The sequence below is a fragment of the Wolbachia endosymbiont (group A) of Opomyza germinationis genome, assembly GCF_964264765.1.
GTDB classification, from domain to species: domain Bacteria; phylum Pseudomonadota; class Alphaproteobacteria; order Rickettsiales; family Anaplasmataceae; genus Wolbachia; species Wolbachia pipientis.
Window position 1 is genome coordinate 487,765 of sequence record NZ_OZ183482.1, and the last position, 19,912, is coordinate 507,676.

The window sequence follows — 19,912 nt, forward strand, 5'->3', positions numbered from 1 at the left end:
ATTAAGTAAGACTTTAAACCTTGAATATTTTTAATGGAATACCTATAATAGGGTACTAAAAATTTCTTGCGGATATGGCGGAATTGGTAGACGTGCCAGGTTTAGGTCCTGGTGAGCTTGCTCGTGGGGGTTCAAGTCCCTCTATCCGCACTTTAAAGTCATGTAACTTAGGTTTTAAGGGAAAATTTATAATCACTAAATACACTTTTGTTTGTGTAAAAACCTGTTCTTAAGGATTGTGTTTAACTTAAATTCTGGTAAAATGACTCTATTAAGATATGAATTAAAATGTTAATAAATGAATTATGATGTCTAATAATATACCTCAAAATACAGTCGAAGTAAGTAGCGTATATACCTACAAAGAGCTTAGTATAGATAAACTAAAGTATGAGTATGAAATCACAGTTGGTAGTGATTATATAAAACAAAAGGTAAATTCCAGGTTGCAAGAGATAGCAGAAAATGCAAAATCACCTGGATTTAGGGCTGGAAAGATGCCCTATGACCTTGTTGTTGCAAATTATAAAAACGAGGCTTTGGAATATGTGATAAATAATACAATTGATTATTGCTCAAGTGATTTGATGAAAAAAATTGAAGTCAAGTCTCACATTTATCCTAAGGTTGATGTTATATCATTACCAGATCTGGGCAAAGAAAATGAGGAGGGCAATTTTGTATACAAGCTATCTTTTGAGTCGATGCCTGAAGTACCAGTGATAGATCTTGACAAAATAAACTTAAAGAAAATTGAAGCAAAGATTGAAGAGGAAGATATAAAAGAATTTATTGATTCTATTAAAACAAAGTTCCCCAATTTCGCCTCTGTTGATGATGCTTCTTATCAAGCGAAAGATGGGGATAAATTGATAATTGATTTTGAAGGGCGGATTAGGAATAAGCTCTTTCAAGGTGGAAGTAGCAAAAATTTTGCCGTTAATTTAGGGTCTGGCACATTTATTAATGGTTTTGAAGATCAATTAACTGGTATGAAAAAGGGAGAAACAAAGAACTTTAAGTTGAAATTTCCTGAAAATTACCAAGCCATTTCCCTTGCAGGACAGGAAGCTGATTTTTCTGTGCGAGTTAATGAGATTCAAATTGCCAAAGATTTTGAAAATGATGATGAAATAGCTAAGAGTATTGGGTTTAAAGATTATTCTTTGCTAATAAATCATGCAAAAAAAATGATTGGTGATCAGTGCACCGAAATGAGAAATCTCTTAATTAAAAAGGAGCTGTTTGATTATTTGGATGCTAATTATAGTTTTGATTTACCCACAGACATAGTAAAACAGGAGCAACAAAGAATGGAAGGAGAATTGGGTGCTCAAAATGATTCTCGTAAAGAAGCTGAAAAACGTGTAAAGCTTGCTATGTTATTTATGAAATTTAGTGCAGAACATAAAATATCATTAACTCAAAATGATGTTTTGAGTGTTATTGTAAATCAATATGTCAGTAAAGATGTGCAATTTGACAGAGTACTTAAGCATTTTGAATCAAATAAACAATTTCAAGAATTAGTTAGAGGGCAAGCGCTTGAGTATAAAGTGACAGATTATATAATAGAAAAAGTTAGTAAAGAAGAGCAGATTGTTTCTGTGAAAGAATTAAAGGAATTATTTGATAATATTTAATAGGGAAAGGTATGACTCTTATACCAATTGTAGTTGAACAAACTAGTCGCGGTGAGCGCGCTTATGACATATATTCAAGACTAGTGAAAGAAAGAATAATTTTTGTAACAGGTCCTATTGAAGACAATATGGCCAGTGTAATAGTAGCACAGCTTTTATTTTTAGAATCGGAAAATCCCGATAAAGACATTTGTATGTACATCAACTCACCAGGTGGTGTTGTAACTGCTGGTTTGTCGATCTACGATACAATGCAGTATATAAACCCAGACGTTTCAACTTTATGTATAGGTCAAGCTGCGTCTATGGGTTCTTTATTGCTTGCAGCTGGTACAAAAGGTAAGCGCTACTCTCTACCTCATTCAAGAATTATGATACATCAGCCATCTGGTGGTTATCATGGTCAAGCAACTGATATAGAAATACATGCTAATGAAATTTTGCGGGTTAAGAAAAAACTAAATCAAATTTATGAAAAACATACTGGAAATTCACTGAAGAAAATTGAAGGAATGATGGAAAGAGATAAATTCATGGATCCTGAAGAAGCAAGGAAAATTGGCTTAATTGACAGGGTGATAGCTGAGCGTACAGATATTGAAATTGAAAATATTAAAGTTAAACAAAAGGTGGGTTAATGGATAACAATAATGATTTACACTACTGTTCTTTTTGCAACAAGGCGCAAGATGAAGTAGATAAATTGATTACTAACTCTTCGGATGGTTTAAAGGTGTTTATTTGTAATGAGTGCATAGAATTATCCCATAAAGCAATAAGTCAAAAGAAAGATAGATCTTTTAATTCAGATCGTATATCTGATATGAAGCTATTACTAAAGAAACCTGAGGATATAAAAAACTTTCTCAGCAAGCATGTTGTAGGTCAAGAACACGCGCAACACGTTTTATCTGTAGCTATGTATAACCATTGTCAATCCATGGTACAATTTCATGCTATAAGTGATATTGAAATCGAGAAGTCAAATATAATGCTTATTGGTCCCACTGGTTCTGGTAAGACTTTGCTAGCCAAAACACTTGCTAAAGTTTCAGATGTGCCATTTGCTATGGCTGATGCGACAACTTTAACTGAGGCAGGTTATGTGGGTGATGATGTAGAAAGCGTGTTGTCGCGTTTATTACAAGCTGCAAATTATGACGTTGTAAAAGCACAGCGTGGTATAGTGTTTATAGATGAAATAGACAAAATTACAAGAAAATCTGAAAGCACTTCAATAACCCGTGACGTTTCAGGTGAAGGGGTCCAGCAAGCTCTGCTTAAGATTATGGAGGGTACAGTTGCTTATGTTCCGCCACAAGGAGGGCGAAAACACCCACAACAAGAGTTTATACAAGTGGATACTAGTAACATACTGTTTATTTGTGGAGGAGCTTTTGAAGGCCTCGATAAAATTATTGAAGCGAGAAAAAAGGGAACGTCAGTTGGCTTTGGAGCAGATATAAGTCAGTCTAAAGAGCAAAAGAAAAAGAATGCTTTACATGATGTTCAACCTGAAGATTTAATCAAATTCGGTTTAATACCCGAATTTGTAGGGCGGGTTCCAATAACTGCTGTTTTAGATGAGCTGGATCATGAAGATTTAATACATGTGTTGACAGAGCCAAGGAATGCACTAATAAAACAGTACAAAGCATTGCTTGCGTTTAGCAAAGTAAACCTTGAGTTTTCAGATGAAGCAATATCAGCTATTGCTAAAAAGGCTATAAGCTACAAAACAGGTGCAAGAATGTTACGTGCTATCTTGGAGTCACTTTTGCTTGACATTATGTATACATCTGGAAACGGAGGCTTTGAAGGTAGCACTATAGTAATCACTAAGAAAATGGTAGAATTAGGAAAAGCAACGGTTAATCATAATAACAATGGCAATGTTATAACGGTTAATGATTAATTTGAGGCATATATTATGAACATTGAACGTGCTGTAAGCTCTAGTTTTACTGCATTGCCAGTATTACCTTTAAGAGATGTAGTAATTTTTCCAAATATAATGGTGCCTTTATTCATAGGCAGAGAAAAATCTGTTAATGCACTAGAGTATGCAATAAGTAGTAGTAATCACCAAAATGAGATTTTTCTTGTAGCACAGAAAGATGGCTCTGTTGATAATCCAGAGCCTGAAGATCTTTATGAAGTAGGTGTGTTAGCAAGCATTGTACAACCGTTAATAAAATTACCTGACAATGCAGTAAAAGTTATAATCCGGGGGATAAGAAGGGGAAGAGTTGTAGAATATATTAGCTCTCATACTTTATTACAAGCCAGGGTAGAGTTAGACAATTATTATAAAGAAGATGAAGACAATATTGATTTAGAAGCTTTAAGGCGGTCTGTTGTAGACGCGTTCGATAGCTGGTGTAAGCTAAACAAGAAAAATCAACCCGAGGTTGCCATTAACTCCATTGATCAAATCAAAGAAGTTGATCAACTTGTAGACACGGTAGCTTCACATTTAAATATAAAAGTATCAGATAAACAAAGTATACTTGAGGCTTATGACCCAGAAGAGCGTTTAAAAAAAGCTTTTGCTTTTATTGAGAGAGAAATGAGTATTTTGAACGCACAAAACCGTTTATATAAGACAATTAAATCGCAAGTTGAAAGCACTCAGAAAGTTTACTACCTTAACAAGCAATTGAAAGCTATACAGAAAGAATTAGGCGAATTTGAGAATGGTGATGAAGGGAATATACTCAATGAATTTGAAAAAAAGATAAATGAAACAAAGCTTTCTCAGGAAGCAAGAGAGAAAGCTATAACTGATTTGAAGAGATACAAGAAAATGAATCCCATTTCTCCTGAAGCTACAGTTATATCTAGTTACTTGCATTGGTTGCTTGAGTTGCCATGGGGAAAGTACAAAGATGCAAAAATTAACTTAAATGCAGCTAAGAAAATCTTAGATGAAAATCATTATGGCGTAGAGAAAGTAAAAGATAGAATAATAGAATTTTTAGCGGTATTAAAAAGAGTAAAAGAGATAAAAGGTCCTATACTTTGCTTAGTTGGACCGCCAGGTGTTGGTAAAACTTCTTTAGCTAAGTCTATGGCAAGAGCAGTAGGAAGAGATTTTGTTCGCATAGCTCTTGGTGGTGTGCGTGATGAGTCTGAGATACGAGGGCATAGGAAAACTTATATTGGCTCAATGCCTGGTAAAATCATTCAACACATGAAAAAAGCTAATTCATGCAACCCGCTTTTTCTGCTTGATGAAATAGATAAGATGGGTTCTGATTCGCGTGGCGATCCTGCGTCTGCATTACTTGAGGTTTTAGATACTGAGCACAATAAACACTTTACGGATCATTACTTGGAAGTTGAGTTTGATCTTTCAAGTGTAATGTTTGTAGCTACGGCAAACAGCTTAAATTTACCACATCCTTTGCGTGATAGGATGGAAATTATACAATTGTCCGGGTATACTGAAGATGAAAAAATCAGTATTGCTACACACCACCTTATTCCGAAGTTAAAGAAGGAGCATGGTTTGTATCAGAAGGAATGGGACATAACTAATGAGGCGTTATACGAGTTGATACGTTTATATACACGTGAAAGTGGTGTGCGGAGTATGGAAAGGGAGCTTGCAAAGCTCATGAGAAAGGCAGTTAAAGAAATATTGACTGATAAAAATAAGAAAATATCCGTAGGGGTTGACAATTTACAAGATTATTTAGGGGTACATAAATATACCTTTGGCATTGCGGAAAATGAGAGTTTAGTAGGAATAGTAACTGGGCTCGCCTATACTGAAACAGGTGGTGATATTTTGATGATAGAATCAGTCCTAATTCCGGGCAAGGGAGAAATAAAATACACAGGAAAGCTTGGAGAGGTTATGCAAGAATCTATAAAAGCTGCGTATAGTTATATTCGATCAAATTGTTTGTTTTTTGGTATAAAGCCCGAAAAATTCCAAAATAATGATATACATTTGCATGTACCTGAGGGTGCTGTACCAAAAGATGGCCCTTCTGCTGGCGGCGCGGTATGTACGTCTATTGTTTCTCTTATGACAAATATACCAGTTAACAAAAATGTTGCTATGACAGGCGAAGTGACATTGCGTGGTAGAGTTTTAGCTATCGGGGGCTTGAGAGAAAAATTGCTTGCAGCGCTCAGAGGATCAATCAAAACTGTGATTATACCAAGTGAAAATGAGAAAGATATGCAAGAAATTCCGGCAAGCATCAAAGAAGGGATCAACGTAGTTTTTGCTAAGAATATTGATGAAGTTATGAAAGTTGCTTTAATGCACCCTACTACTCCAATTAATGGTGATGATAATCAAAATAGTGTGCCTTCCTCTATAGAAAATAAAGATGATACTTTTCCTATATCGGAAACATTGAAGCATTAGATTAAGAAAATATTATCAATCTCCATTTCTCTTTTATCCGGCAAGAATCTACCAGCTTGTGCATTCCATAAGGATATGACTTGCTTTGTTGTTATGTCATTCATATTTTTTACTTATTCTATCTCCCAGTTTTATTCAAGTAGATGATATATTATAATAGTCCTTTTCATGGAAACCTTTTCTGGTAGATTGCTTTCTAGAAAAACCTTGGTCAAGGTGCTAACTGTGGTTTATAATAATATAAATCATATCATAGTTGATTTGCGTTTATCAGAGCTGGAGTAGAGGTATGTTTTATCTTACAAATTTTTTGCCTATTTTACTGTTCCTATTTCTTTTTGTAGGAAGTGGTATATATTTTACTATTCTTGGCGTGTCAAATGCTTTTTATCAGTTATCTCCACTGGTAGCCATTGTTCCTGCCATAGCTCTGGGTTGGGTTTTATACAAGGGCAATACTGAAGAAAAAATGTATGCCTTTCTAGATGGGGTAAGAGATCGTAATATTATCACTATGTGTATCATTTTCTTACTTGCAGGTGCATTCAGTGAAGTAACTAAAGCAATCGGTAGTGCTGATGCCACAGTTAATTTGGCTCTTTCATTTATACCAACACAATTTTTACTCATAGGATTATTTTTTGTAGCAGCTTTCATCTCCACTGCTATTGGTACATCAATGGGCACCATTGCAACAATTGCTCCTATTGCAGTTGAACTGACACAAGCTGGGATTTCTCCTTCCTTAGGAGTTGCAACCGTTGTAGGAGGAGCAATGTTTGGCGACAATTTATCTATTATCTCTGATACTACAATTGCATCTGTGATGTCTCAAAAGGCTGATATAAAGAAAAAATTAAAACTGAATGCAAAAGTGGCACTAATTGCTTCTATATTCACAATAATTATATTATTTTATAGCTCAAGCAATAGTGCTGCTATTTCAGTTAAGGAGTATTCTTTATTGCTTGTGACTCCTTACATAATACTTATATTGCTTGCAAACTTTGGAATAAATGTATTTACGGCATTGGTTTTAAGCATAACTTTTGCTGGAATCATTGGATTTATAAATAACAACAATCATGGTTTATTGTTTTTAAGCCAAAACATCACCAAAGGGTTTATGAGTATGCATGAAATTATGCTACTGTCATTGATGGTTGGCGGGCTTTCAGGACTGGTAGGTAAAAATTCTAAGGAGCTTGCAGATAAACTTTCATCTTGGGTTATGATACAACGTGGTGGACAAAAAACTGCGCAATTATTTATTGCAAAAATAGTCAGCATATTTGATATTTTACTTGCAAATAACACCATCGCTATAATTTTTAGTGGTGAAATTGCTAGAGATATTGCTAAGAAATATGAAATACCGCCTCACTATAGTGCAGCATGGCTAGGCATATTTTCTTGTGTATTTCAAGGATTAATACCGTATGGCGCTCAATTGCTTTTGGCTAGCACTATTGCTGGAGTTTCACCTTTGGCAGTCGTGCCACACGTATACTATTGCTATGTTTTAGGTATTATTGCAGTGTTATATATTGTATTGAACAAAATTGAGAAAAAAGATTGTGCTTAATATACAAGACAACGCTCCGCTCTGTAGAAAATGGATGTTCTTGGCAGTATGTGCTCTTGCTTGCTCTGGGTTACTGTCAATAATTGTTATTTTTCTACGATTGCCTTTTATCTCCTCTCTTGTTCCTTCTGCACAATATATTTTTGATAATGCGCTGGTAATACACGTGAACTTGTCAATTTTAGTGTGGATGTGCTCTATAATATCTCTGCTCTTTATCATAAACCTACAAAATACCAATAGTTGGTTTAACTTTTCATGGGTTCTATCAACCCTTTCGATGCTGCTCATGTTTATATCCGCATTCGTTCCAAACACTGAAGTTATCAAAAGTAACTATATTCCCGTATTACAAAACAAATTATTTTTACTTGGACTCAGTTTATTTATTGCCAGTATATTAGTAAATACAATGCTAGCATACACATCAAAAAAAGAGGTTTCATTTCTCTCTGTTGGGCAAATTGGGCTAGTTATTATACTTGTATCGTCATTTCTTTGCTTTGTTTTAGCATATAATAATATGCCTCCAGGTCTATATCACTCAGATAATAATTTATTTTACGAATATCTCTTTTGGGGAGGCGGACATTTATTGCAGTTTGCTTTTACTCAAGGAATGTTTTTAGTCTATTTAATAATGCTAAGTTCCAATGATATTAGTTTAGCTTCAAACAATAAAATTACTATTTTACCACTATTTATAAACACGATTTTAGCTGTAGGCGCACCGTTTGTATATTTTGTTTATCCAGTTGATAGTGCCAAGTTAATACAGTTTTTTACTTGGCATATGAGGATTGCTGGAGCAGTTTTGCCGTGCTTTTTGATAATATTAGTGTGCTACAACATCAGAACTTTTATTAATGATAAAAGCAACTATTTATTACATTCATTTTTGTTGTTCACTTATGGAGATGTGCTCGGAGTGTTGACTATTGAAGGTAATGTCACGATTCCTGCTCATTATCACGGTTCTGTAGTTGGTATCACTATAGCTTTTATGAATTTTGTCTACTGGATGTTACCTAAATTAAACTTTAAAGAGATAAAAAGTTCCATGGTAAGATTACAGATTTATGCCTACAGTATAGGGCATTTTCTCCATATCACTGGCCTTGTGTGGCTTGGTGGATATGGTGCTTTAAGGAAGGTTGCAGATCTGCCAAGTATTTCGTCAATGTTAGCACGCACGTGCTTCATTATAGGTGGCGCTATATCAGTTGTTGGTGGAATGTTGTTCGTAATAATTGTGCTTTTACATCTGTTAAAAGGCAAAGCGCGTACCAACTGACCCATAGAAACAAAAAAAACTTCCTTGACAAACTCCGCCAGCCCCCTTATCATGAAACTGAAGCTATTTATTTATCTTCTCTGTACAGATTAAATGACAAAAAAACTCACGTATCTGGCGTCCCATGTTTAATTTTTTGCACTATGTGCACCTTATGTCTTTATAAAATTTCTAAGTTTTTACCTAATATAAGCTGAAATGCGCTTATAAAGCATTTAAAACATCAAAAAACGCCGATTTAAAAAATGGATAGTGAATAACTAGCTACCCTAGGGTTTCTTTTGCCTTTTTTTCTGTTTAGTAAATTTCTTAATGTTTATAATTTAGATTAGTTGCGGCTTAAAAGCAACTAAATCGCGGTTATTAAGCGTTTAGAATAAAAAAACGCCATACTTGAAAGTATAATGTAAGTAATTAGCCAACCACGGGGCTTCTTTTGCCTTTTTTTCATTTGGTAAATTTTTTAATATTTATACGGAAGGTAGCGCGTGACGCTGGAACCCCAAAAAAAGGATGATGTCATCCCAGTGCTCCTTTTTTTGTCATCCGAGTAGCTGACACTGTCCTCCTTTGTCATCCCAGTGCCCAGACACTGGGATCCAGCATTTCACGCAATCCCATCAAGAACGTTGTATTTTACATAACACTTTTATGCTTACCAACTTAATAAAATTCCTGGATCCCAGTGTCAGCTACTCGGATGACAAAAAAAGGAGCACTGGGATGACAGGAGAGGGAGGCTACTTGGATGACATCATAGGGGCACTGGGATGACACCATTCTTTTTCCTGGATCCAAATAGTCAAGGCACTGGAATGACAAAAAAAGGAGGCACTGGAACGACAAAGTGGAGTGTCTGCTTCTGTCATCCTATGATAGCTAAAAAGACCTGGTCACGCGCTGGAATGACACCGAAGGGGCTACTGCCCTCTTGGATGGAGACCAGTGTCAGCTACTTAGATGATACCTTTTTTCTACTTAGTTTAGGTTATGCAGAAGTCTAATACAATTATAGAACAAGCTTAAAAATTCTGGTAAAGTAGTTTTATTTACAAAGAAAGAATATGCTACTTGAAATTGAAAAGCGCAGCATAACAAATGCATTGTGGAAGTTGCAAGAAGCAGATCAAAGGCAAATCTTAACTCTTACACAGAGATTTGAGTTACCAGAAATATTAGCAAGAATATTGGTTACTCGTGGTGTTAACATAGAAAATGCAAGCGACTTCTTATATCCACTAATCAGATCGCTATTACCAGATCCCTTTCACCTTCTTGATATGGATAAAGCTGTTTCTCGTATAATACGGGCAATAAAAAATGATGAAAACCTTGCAATATTTGGTGACTATGATGTTGATGGTGCAACGTCGTCAGCATTGATTAACAGGTACCTGAGAGCAATCGATATACACTCTATAATCTACATTCCAGATCGTGTTGATGAGGGTTATGGATTAAACACAGATGCTTTATTACAACTTAAAAAGAATGGAATTGATTTATGTATTTCCGTTGATTGTGGTACGCTTGCATATCAACCAATAGAAGATGCAAAGGCTTTTGGTCTTGATATTATAGTTGTTGACCATCACCTTGGTACGGAAAAATTACCAAGCGCCGTAGCAGTTGTGAATCCAAACCGCCTTGATGAGAGCTCTCCTTATAATAACCTAGCAGCAGTTGGAGTGTCATTTCTGCTAATTGTTGCTCTTAATAAAAGCCTACGTGAGCAAGGATTTTTTACCAACAAAAAAGAACCAGATTTATTTGATCTGTTGGATTTGGTTGCCCTGGGAACTGTCTGTGATGTTATGCAGATCACAGGCCTCAATAGAGCACTTGTCTCACAAGGATTAAAAGTTATGTCAACAAGAAAAAACGTTGGCTTGCGTGTTTTATTTGATGCTTTGGGAATCCTTGAAAAACCAAGTGTTTCTCGATTAGGGTTTAGTATTGGGCCATGCATAAATGCTGGAGGAAGAATTGGAGAAGCATCGCTTGGTGCAAGGTTGCTTTCCACCGATGATGATGAAGAGGCACATTCAATCGCGCTAAAATTAATAGATTTGAATAATGCAAGAAAAGTGTTAGAAAATGAGGCTCTCTTGGAAGCTACAGCACAAGCGGAAAAGTCTGCCCAATCAGGTGCGAATTTTATAATGATAAGTGGCAATTGGCACCAGGGAATAATTGGTATAATTGCATCAAGGCTAAAGGAGCAGTTTCACTTGCCAACAGTAGTGATATCTTTAAATAATGGAATAGGAAAAGCAAGCTGTAGATCAATTTTGGGAGTTGATATCGGTGCTGCAGTCCTTTCCGCAAAGTTTATAAATTTGATTATTGAAGGTGGTGGCCATAGTATGGCGGCAGGATTTTCAATTAAAGAAGACAAAATAAATGATTTGCATGATTTTTTTACTGAAAGATTTTCAAACTCTATAAATGAGAAAACTTTAAAAGCTGATAGTATAGTAACTGCTAAAGCAATAAACTTATCTCTGTGGAACCAACTGCAACGCTTGGGACCATTTGGAGTTGGAAATCCTGAACCAAGGTTTATTATCCAAGGAGCAAAGATAAGAAAGCCTGAAGTTATAGGAGTTGACCATATAAAATGTTTTATTGCTGATGATAATGTTATGGTAAGAGCTATTGCATTTCGTTCTGCAAATACTCATCTTGGCTCTGCTATCATGCAGGGTAATGTTAAAGCTATTTTGGGTAAAATCTCTATGAATTACTGGAATGGCAATGAATTTGTACAATTTTTAATAGAAGATGTATTGACCATAAGTTGAGTGTATCTGTTCAGCAGAGTGGCAAAATAGGTAGACAAGATAAACCAAAAAATCGAGAAAAAGTGAGTTTACAACAACTGGTGTCATGAAATTATCTGACACTGATTTCCATCCAAGAGGGTGTCATCCCAGTGCTCCTATAATGTCATCCCAGTGCGTGACACTGGGATGACACCCTACTTAACCGTCATACCGCGATTCATTCGCGGTATCTCTTAGCCGCTAACAAGTAGCGGGATGACGAGCTTATCGTCATGCCACTGCGAACCGTCATACCGCCGCGAACCGTCATACCGCGATTCATTCGCGGTATCTCTAGATCCCGCTAACAAGCAGTGGGATGACGAGCTTATCGTCACGCCGCCACGAACCGTCATACCGCGATTCATTCGCGGTATCTCTAGATCCCGCTAACAAGCAGCGGGATGACGAGCTTATCGTCACGCCGCCACGAACCGTCATACCGCCGCGGCGCTAACAAGAGATCCCGCTAACAAGCAGCGGGATGACGGTTGTCGTTTAGCCATAAACATTAAAAAATTTACCAAATGAAAAAAAAGGCAAAAGAAACCCTAGTCATTGTCTATTTTCAGTATTGGCGTTTTTAAGTCTTAAACACTGCAATTTAGCTGCTTTTGAATGCAACTAACCTACGCTGCAAATGTTTAAGAAATTTACTAAGCAGAAAAAAAGGCAAAAGAAACCCCGTGTTAGCTAGTTGTCACTCTCTAATCCTGCAAATTGGCGTACTATACTGTCTTAAACGACTTATAAGCGCGTTTCAGCTTATATAGGTAAAAACCCAGAAATGTTGTGAAGACATAAGGTGCACATAGTGCAAAAAATTAAAAATAAGACGCCAACTACGTTGTTTTCTTGCTGTTTAATCTGCACAGATGAAGATAACTGAATACCTTCAATACCATGATAAGGGGGCTGGCGGAGTTTGTCAAGCAAGTTTTTCGTTTCTATATGGGCTACCTTAAGACTTCAACGTCTTAACGCACTTGACCCCACCAGCATATAAATTTGCATGGCTCTTTCCAGTATTAAGCAATGCAAATCCAATGTTGTCTACACTAGAGCGCAGTTCCCCTATTTCCTCATTGTTTTCATTTGTCACTTTAGTGCCAATATCTGGAAGTGCGTTATCCCCCTCAACAAGGTAAAGTTTTCTTCTGAATATTTCTTGTCTGCTCATTCGATTTACAACTTCCTGACCTATATAACACCCCTTATTAAAGCTTATACCGTTTACTTTATCGATTAAAAATTGCAGCGGAAACGATGAATTCTGCACCATATCTTTCGCTCCATCTGGAACGAGATTTTGAATTCTGACTTTTTCATACTGAGTAAAATCCCCAACCGGCTCTTTCATTTCATCTTTATGTATGATCCTCATTCCTAGCAGCTTGTGCCTTGGATCTTGAAAAATAACTTGTGACTTACTACTACACTCCGCCAACTTAGTATTAAACAAAACCCCAACCTTATATAGTGCACTAACGTCTTTAATCTTTACCCTCAAATAAGTTTTAAGTAAATCTAGTTTCTCGATTATTTGCTGCAAGTGCATGTTTTCGCACTCCAAGAGGGTGTATTTACCATATTCAATAAGAAAAAAATCATATAGATATTTTCCCTGAGGGCTAAGCAATAAAGAGTAAATGGCTTTTTGGCTATCCAACTTATTAATATCATTGGTTATAATACCCTGCAGAAAATCTCTAGTGTCAGGCCCATATAGCACTATCACACCACGACTTAAAAATGGTATATAACTCATGAAATCTCTATAAATAAATCTAAATTTTATTATATAACATTAGGCTCTTTTAGAAACTGCTTTTGGCGTGCATATTTTACAAGCTCCAGCCCTTGAAATCTAACTTACGAGTATATATATATAAACTCATAAGTTAATTTGTTGATGAGGAAAAACAAATGTCAAGTATAAGTTTAAATGTATTAGATGATAGCGTGCTGATCAAGCCTATTAGCGAAGAAAAGCAAGGTGGAATTGTGCTTCCATCAAGTGCTGAAAAGAAACCTACTAAAGGTGAAGTTATAGCAATTGGTGAAGGTTCACGCAATTCAAGTGGCGAACGCGTAACTTTAACTGTGAAAGCTGGTGATAAAGTGTTCTATCGCCAATGGGCTGGTACAGAAATAGAACATAATAATGAGAAGCTTATCGTGATGAAAGAGTCCGATATACTTGCTGTCATTAAGTAGCAGTCTTTATTTTACTAAACTGAAACAAAGCGCAACATAGCGCATTGTAAATGATTTTATTATAGTTTTCTAAATTTTTTATTAACAAGAGGTGATAAAAATGACTAATGTAGTAGTATCAGGTGAGCAGTTGCAAGAAGCCTTTCGTGAAGTTGCAGCAATAGTGGATTCAACGGTAGCAATAACTGCAGGACCTAGAGGAAAAACAGTAGGGATTAATAAGCCCTATGGAGCACCAGAAATTACAAAAGATGGTTATAAGGTGATGAAGGGTATCAAGCCTGAAAAACCATTAAACGCTGCGATAGCAAGCATCTTTGCACAGAGTTGTTCTCAATGTAACGATAAAGTTGGTGATGGTACAACAACGTGCTCAATACTAACTAGCAACATGATAATGGAAGCTTCAAAATCAATTGCTGCTGGAAACGATCGTGTTGGTATTAAAAACGGAATACAGAAGGCAAAAGATGTAATATTAAAGGAAATTGCGTCAATGTCTCGTACAATTTCTCTAGAGAAAATAGACGAAGTGGCACAAGTTGCAATAATCTCTGCAAATGGTGATAAGGATATAGGTAACAGTATCGCTGATTCCGTGAAAAAAGTTGGAAAAGAGGGTGTAATAACTGTTGAAGAGAGTAAAGGTTCAAAAGAGTTAGAAGTTGAGCTGACTACTGGCATGCAATTTGATCGCGGTTATCTCTCTCCGTATTTTATTACAAATAATGAAAAAATGATCGTGGAGCTTGATAATCCTTATCTATTAATTACAGAGAAAAAATTAAATATTATTCAACCTTTACTTCCTATTCTTGAAGCTATTGTTAAATCTGGTAAACCTTTGGTTATTATTGCAGAGGATATCGAAGGTGAAGCATTAAGCACTTTAGTTATCAATAAATTGCGTGGTGGTTTAAAAGTTGCTGCAGTAAAAGCTCCAGGTTTTGGTGACAGAAGAAAGGAGATGCTCGAAGACATAGCAACTTTAACTGGTGCTAAGTACGTCATAAAAGATGAACTTGGAATCAAGATGGAAGATCTCACGCTTGATGATCTTGGTACGGCTAAAAATGTTAAAATTACTAAAGATAATACCACAGTTGTCAGCGAAAATAGCGATTCTGACAGTGTGAAAGCTAGAATCGAGCAGATTAAATCTCAAATTGAAACTTCAACTTCTGATTATGATAAAGAAAAGCTAAGAGAACGTTTAGCGAAATTATCAGGTGGCGTTGCTGTGCTCAAAGTTGGTGGAGCAACTGAAGTGGAAGTTAAAGAACGTAGAGATAGAGTCGAAGATGCGCTGCATGCAACAAGAGCTGCAATTGAAGAAGGTATAGTTCCAGGTGGTGGGGTTGCGCTTCTTTATGCTTCATCTGTTCTCGACAAATTAAAAGGTGCAAGTGACGAGGAACAAATAGGCATAAACATTATCAAGAAAGTTCTCAGTGCTCCAATTAGAAGGTTAGTCAAAAATGCTGGTCTTGAATCTGCTGTTATAATTGACTATTTGATTAAGCAGAATGATAAAGAGCTTATATACAACGTTGAGGCTATGAATTACGCTAATGCATTTACAGCTGGTGTGATTGATCCAGCAAAAGTGGTGCGTATTGCTTTTGAAACAGCGGTATCTGTTGCGAGTGTGCTGATAACTACTGAATCTATGATAGTTGATGTACCAAGCAAAGAAAATGCTTCATCTCCTATGGGTGCAGGAGAAATGAGTGGCATGGGTGGATTCTAAGTAGAATGAAACCGTGGAGCAATTGCTCCACGGTAGTTCCAAAAAATCTCACATTTTACTATTCGTTAAAGGTAATACGTTTGGTGCAGAAATGCACTACTGTTTGCATCCGTTTCACTCCTTTATATTGTGGTTGTCTAATAACAAAAAGGCAGCATAAGAAAACTATAACCCCTAGTATATTTATACTATAGCTGACCCAAGCAACACGTCATACCGCGATTCATTCCACAACTGTACGAACATTACAATATGGCACATAGTAAACGATGTCATGAAAGTAGCTGACACTGGAATGACACCCTTTTGGATGGAAACCAGTGTCACGCACTGGCATGACACCCATTTGTTCCTATAGTTGTCTTTTCTCGTCTACCTTATTTTGCCACTCTGCTGAACAGATACAATTTACAACCACCCCCCTACCCTTTTTAGTTGTTCAGCAAATATAGAGAGGTTAAAGGGAGTGGTATTACTTAAACAACTAAATAAAAAACCAGGTAGATCATTCTGAAATTCTTGCATTTTTGTCCATAATTTTGTTAAATAACTTCCCTTTTGGTCATATCGAACCAAATTTCTTTTTCACACCACCTTTTAAGCCACTTTCGTTAGTTTTTGTCATAATGCGATCAAACACTCCCAATAACCTCTTTAATAGGTTTGGAGTTAGCGAAGAGATAAGATCAACAGATACGTTATTGTTTTTGTCATCACCACTTGCTTTATAGTCTATTGAAACGATTCCCCTACTTTTCCCACCAGTAAGAAGTTTTCCAATTATAGGAATTTTTAACAAAGATTTATTAATTAAATATGCTGGTATTACTTGTCCTGCAACCTGGAATTTATAATTTCTAATATCGAGCTTACCACCAGTGCTAATACCTAACTCCGCCCCTTCAAGCCAAGATTCTTCAATTTCAATAGTGCCATCTTTGTATGAAAAAGGTGCATTACATTTGTAAAAGTATACACCTTCATTTTTTATGGCATTTACAATGCCAGGCAATGAAGACATCGACAATAAAGTAGTAAGTAGTGGAGCATCTTTGATGTAGAAATTGCTAATGGATAACGTACCATAATGTTCTCCACTTTCTCTCTGAGGAGAGAGATAAAAAGACAATTTGCCGTTTTTAATTGATTTACTAATGCCTAAGGAACGCAAAAGCATACCTGAATTATCCGCATATATTTCGAGCCCTATTCCACTGTATTCTGCTAGTATGTTGCTGCTATCTTCCAGAAACTGCCCTGTAAATTGACTTCCATTGCAATTACCTTTAGTACAGGTTACATTCAGCTTAGCATTTTTGATAACGATGCCTTCTTTCATAATTACATTGTCAACATTCATACTAATCTCTATATCTTTATTTAATCCATTACTGTTTTTGCCAAGCAAGCCTAAAATATCACTTAAGTTAATTTCCTCACCATAAATAGTTATGGCATTTTTCTCCTTACCTGATTCAATTTCTATACTAAAATCATTATCAGGCAATTTAAAGCTACTAGAATTTAAATATAAATTTCCATTTTCTACTCTTCCGCTGAATTTTATATCTAGGTCATTTCCTACAATGTCTAATTTATCTACTAACAATTCACCTGCTCCTTTTAACCTTGTAGAAAACAAAATTTTATTGTGATCTTCAAAGCGATTTTTCCACCCTAAGTAGCTTGAATGTGATTCAAATTCTGATAAATCTATATCACCATTAACATACCCCGTCTTATCTTGATTTATCACTGACTCTAAATTTGCACTGACATAGCCACTATCAAAATTAAATATTTGAGCGGGTAAATCTCCGGTCAAATTCCAGGCGAAACTTTCATTCCTATTGCTACTTTTCAGGTCAAATAATAGCTGTGTGTTATTCACCATACCACTACCATTTAAATCTATAAAGTCACTGCCAAAACTAAGCTTAATATCATATTTACCAAGACTTGCATTATAGACGGCCAAATTGTCAATTTCAGAATGAAAATTTGCTGAGAAGTCTACTTTTTTGTCATCAGCATTTAGATTAAAAATGCGAAAATTAAATACGGATTTTGCCATTCCACTTACTTTATCCCTTTCAACCTTCACCACATCATCCAGCTTAAATCTTATAGGCTCATATAAACCATACGCATCACTTACAGCTTTGCCATTAATGGTTAGAACTGAATCTTCCTTATTTAGAGATTTCATTTCAATATCACCACCATTAACAGTGAAATTCTGAAACTTAGCGCTATTTACAGTAATTTCAAGATCGTTATTCTTGATGATCAAATCACCCTTTAATTCCTTTACTTGCTCAAAATCTTCATCAAATTTTACGCTACCGTTTTCTATATCAGCAACAATTACAATGTCTGACAGATCGTCATCAACCAAATTGTTAATTTTGCCATTGAAACTTACAATGGTATTTAAAACATCCCCATCAATATTATCACAATACCAGCTTTTAAATTTACTATTTACTACACTATCTGGTATATAAGTACATAAATCCTTTGCAGCAAACTTACTAATATTAATTCTAAGCAAAGCATGACTTGTACTAAAGTTCATTTTGCCTATCAAAGAGAGATACGTGTCATTTAACTTAAAATGGAAGTTTTTTACACTAATAATTCCATCACTATATGTTAAATTTATATTTACATTAGTTAAGGCCAAATTTTTGTTCAAATAATTTTCTGTATTCAATACGTATATATTTCCATCTACAATTTCATCCTTTTTATTAATTTTCACTGAGAAGCTTCCTTTGAATCCTATATTTTTGTCCAAATTGTAGCTTTTAACTAATGTAGAAAACTTGCTCAATAGTCCCAATTTTAGATCATAAAATGTCCCGTACACATTTAGCAAATTGTTGCGATTTTTTATCGTAATTGATAAATCATCCAAAAATCCCTTTCCATCTTTTGTATTCACATGAATATCTAAAACATTAAAATCTTCCCCCTTCCCTATATATAATTTATCAATAAAAAATTCATCTTCTGTGCTTTTATCAATAGCGATGTTAGTAAATTCAATTTTTGAATCCGCATTTAAGTCAAAAAAAAATTCCCTTATTGTTTTTAATAGATTTTTTGCACTACTTTCTGTCATCTTGAAATTCTTCCCTGTCATCCCAGTATCTTTTTTTCCTGTCATCCCAGCACTCGTCCTTGTCATCCAAGTAGCTTGACTACTTGTTTCTTTTTTTCTAGATTCCAGCGTCACGCGCTGGAATGACACCGAAGGAAGGCGGTTACTACTTAAATAATGATTATCCAAAAGGTCTAATGAGTTTTGCGGATTAACATTAGTTTCTTCTCTCTTGATACATACATGCACATTATCAGCTGAAACCTGAGAGAGATTTGTGCTAGCTTTAAATAAGGAACTTAACTTAAAATGTACAAAAAGCTCAGGAACTTTTATAGTAAAATTAGGGTTTGCTATTGCCAAATCCGTAATGACTAAATACGGATCTTTGCCATCTTTCTGCCAAACAACTGAGGTATTCTCCATATTAACGCTTGAGCCAACAAATATTTTTGATATTTTATGTTTAACATAAAAATCAATATAATTAATATTGATTTCTAAAGGCTTAAAAAAAATAAAGAAGCACAATATGAATAATAAAGCTACGGAAAATAATATAGTAATTTTTTTAAGCATCGATTATTGCTTTTCTTGCTAAACTATCAGCCTCCTCATTATACTTATCGCCACTGTGTGCTTTAACCCACTTCCAATCAATTTCGTGTTGTGAAGCAACGTTGTCTAGCTCTTTCCACAATTCCATATTTTTTACTGATTTTTTATTACTTGTTTTCCAGCCATTCATTTTCCACTTATTTATCCATTCTGTTATGCCATGCTTAACATAAAGACTATCCGTATATAAATTAATATTACAAGAAAATTTCAATACTTTCAGCCCATTGATCACCGCTGTTAACTCCATTTTATTGTTTGTGGTATTTTCTTCTCTACCATAAATGTCTTTTCTGTAATCTTGAAATAATATGATAGCTGCCCATCCTCCCGCTCCAGGATTACCAGAACACGCCCCATCCGTATATATTATCACTTCTTTTTTACTCATCTTTGTTTATATCGGTTAACAAAGTATATAGTTGCTTTTATGAAAGCACAATTTCTAAAGGTAGTTTAAGCTGCACCTTTAAATTTTATTATAGAAACA

16 protein-coding genes and 1 tRNA gene are annotated in these 19,912 nt (G+C 35.4%); 12 read left to right on the forward strand and 5 right to left on the reverse strand.

All coding sequences use genetic code 11. From position 1 onward, the window contains the following. The first annotated feature begins 68 nt into the window (after positions 1-68). The 6 genes from ACFEL3_RS02380 (at position 69) to ACFEL3_RS02405 (ending at position 7,612) form a co-directional block, all read left to right on the forward strand. Positions 69-150, forward strand: a tRNA-Leu gene (locus ACFEL3_RS02380). 158 nt (positions 151-308) lie between these two features. Beyond that, positions 309-1,643 carry a trigger factor gene (gene tig / locus ACFEL3_RS02385; RefSeq protein WP_010962514.1) on the forward strand — a complete coding sequence of 445 codons (1,335 nt, stop codon included), beginning with the start codon at positions 309-311 and terminating at the stop codon, positions 1,641-1,643. 11 nt (positions 1,644-1,654) lie between these two features. Then, the gene (gene clpP, locus ACFEL3_RS02390; RefSeq protein WP_006280254.1) at positions 1,655-2,281 is read left to right on the forward strand and encodes an ATP-dependent Clp endopeptidase proteolytic subunit ClpP; all 627 of its coding nucleotides are present in this window, start codon (positions 1,655-1,657) and stop codon (positions 2,279-2,281) included. Further along, the gene (clpX, locus tag ACFEL3_RS02395) at positions 2,281-3,558 is read left to right on the forward strand and encodes an ATP-dependent Clp protease ATP-binding subunit ClpX (protein WP_006279985.1); all 1,278 of its coding nucleotides are present in this window, start codon (positions 2,281-2,283) and stop codon (positions 3,556-3,558) included. Before clpP ends, clpX begins: the two co-directional genes overlap by 1 nt. Before the next feature lie 15 nt (positions 3,559-3,573). After that, complete coding sequence (lon, locus tag ACFEL3_RS02400) at positions 3,574-6,027, forward strand: endopeptidase La (RefSeq protein ID WP_375316775.1); 2,454 nt, start codon at positions 3,574-3,576, stop codon at positions 6,025-6,027. 289 nt (positions 6,028-6,316) lie between these two features. Next, complete coding sequence (locus tag ACFEL3_RS02405; protein ID WP_010962510.1) at positions 6,317-7,612, forward strand: Na+/H+ antiporter NhaC family protein; 1,296 nt, start codon at positions 6,317-6,319, stop codon at positions 7,610-7,612. Here the strand turns inward: ACFEL3_RS02405 and ACFEL3_RS02410 are convergent. Continuing rightward, positions 7,568-7,816 carry a hypothetical protein gene (locus ACFEL3_RS02410; RefSeq protein WP_375316782.1) on the reverse strand — a complete coding sequence of 83 codons (249 nt, stop codon included), beginning with the start codon at positions 7,814-7,816 and terminating at the stop codon, positions 7,568-7,570. The genes ACFEL3_RS02405 and ACFEL3_RS02410 overlap by 45 nt on opposite strands. Here ACFEL3_RS02410 and ACFEL3_RS02415 point away from each other — a divergent pair. The 4 genes from ACFEL3_RS02415 (at position 7,701) to recJ (ending at position 11,710) form a co-directional block, all read left to right on the forward strand. Beyond that, entirely contained in the window at positions 7,701-8,906 is a 1,206-nt protein-coding gene (locus tag ACFEL3_RS02415) for a cbb3-type cytochrome c oxidase subunit I (protein ID WP_375316783.1), read from the forward strand. The two genes, ACFEL3_RS02410 and ACFEL3_RS02415, sit on opposite strands and share 116 nt — an antisense overlap. A 651-nt stretch (positions 8,907-9,557) precedes the next feature. Then, positions 9,558-9,680, forward strand: a complete 123-nt coding sequence (locus ACFEL3_RS02420; RefSeq protein WP_264374369.1) for a hypothetical protein — start codon at positions 9,558-9,560, stop codon at positions 9,678-9,680. Continuing rightward, positions 9,677-9,910, forward strand: a complete 234-nt coding sequence (locus ACFEL3_RS02425; protein WP_010962507.1) for a hypothetical protein — start codon at positions 9,677-9,679, stop codon at positions 9,908-9,910. The genes ACFEL3_RS02420 and ACFEL3_RS02425 overlap by 4 nt, the downstream gene beginning before the upstream one ends. 60 nt (positions 9,911-9,970) lie before the next feature. Next, positions 9,971-11,710, forward strand: coding sequence for a single-stranded-DNA-specific exonuclease RecJ (gene recJ / locus ACFEL3_RS02430; protein ID WP_010962506.1), 1,740 nt, complete (start codon positions 9,971-9,973; stop codon positions 11,708-11,710). 982 nt (positions 11,711-12,692) lie between these two features. On the opposite strand, the gene ACFEL3_RS02435 is transcribed toward recJ, so the two are convergent. Continuing rightward, entirely contained in the window at positions 12,693-13,499 is an 807-nt protein-coding gene (locus ACFEL3_RS02435) for a YgfZ/GcvT domain-containing protein (RefSeq protein ID WP_010962504.1), read from the reverse strand. Positions 13,500-13,666: 167 nt separating this feature from the next. On the opposite strand from ACFEL3_RS02435, the gene ACFEL3_RS02440 reads away from it, so the two are divergent. Further along, positions 13,667-13,948: a co-chaperone GroES gene (locus tag ACFEL3_RS02440; RefSeq protein ID WP_173862895.1), complete on the forward strand. Its 282-nt coding sequence runs from the start codon at positions 13,667-13,669 to the stop codon at positions 13,946-13,948. Between the two features lie 100 nt (positions 13,949-14,048). Then, complete coding sequence (gene groL / locus ACFEL3_RS02445) at positions 14,049-15,698, forward strand: chaperonin GroEL (protein ID WP_010962503.1); 1,650 nt, start codon at positions 14,049-14,051, stop codon at positions 15,696-15,698. A gap of 223 nt (positions 15,699-15,921) precedes the next feature. Here the strand turns inward: groL and ACFEL3_RS02450 are convergent, their stop codons facing one another. From ACFEL3_RS02450 to rnhA, 3 genes are all read right to left on the reverse strand, one after another. After that, positions 15,922-16,044, reverse strand: a complete 123-nt coding sequence (locus ACFEL3_RS02450; RefSeq protein ID WP_255703183.1) for a hypothetical protein — start codon at positions 16,042-16,044, stop codon at positions 15,922-15,924. A 216-nt stretch (positions 16,045-16,260) separates the two neighbouring features. Next, entirely contained in the window at positions 16,261-19,383 is a 3,123-nt protein-coding gene (locus ACFEL3_RS02455) for an AsmA-like C-terminal domain-containing protein (protein ID WP_010962501.1), read from the reverse strand. Next, entirely contained in the window at positions 19,376-19,813 is a 438-nt protein-coding gene (gene rnhA / locus ACFEL3_RS02460; protein WP_010082655.1) for a ribonuclease HI, read from the reverse strand. The genes ACFEL3_RS02455 and rnhA overlap by 8 nt, the downstream gene beginning before the upstream one ends. Positions 19,814-19,912: the final 99 nt, after the last annotated feature.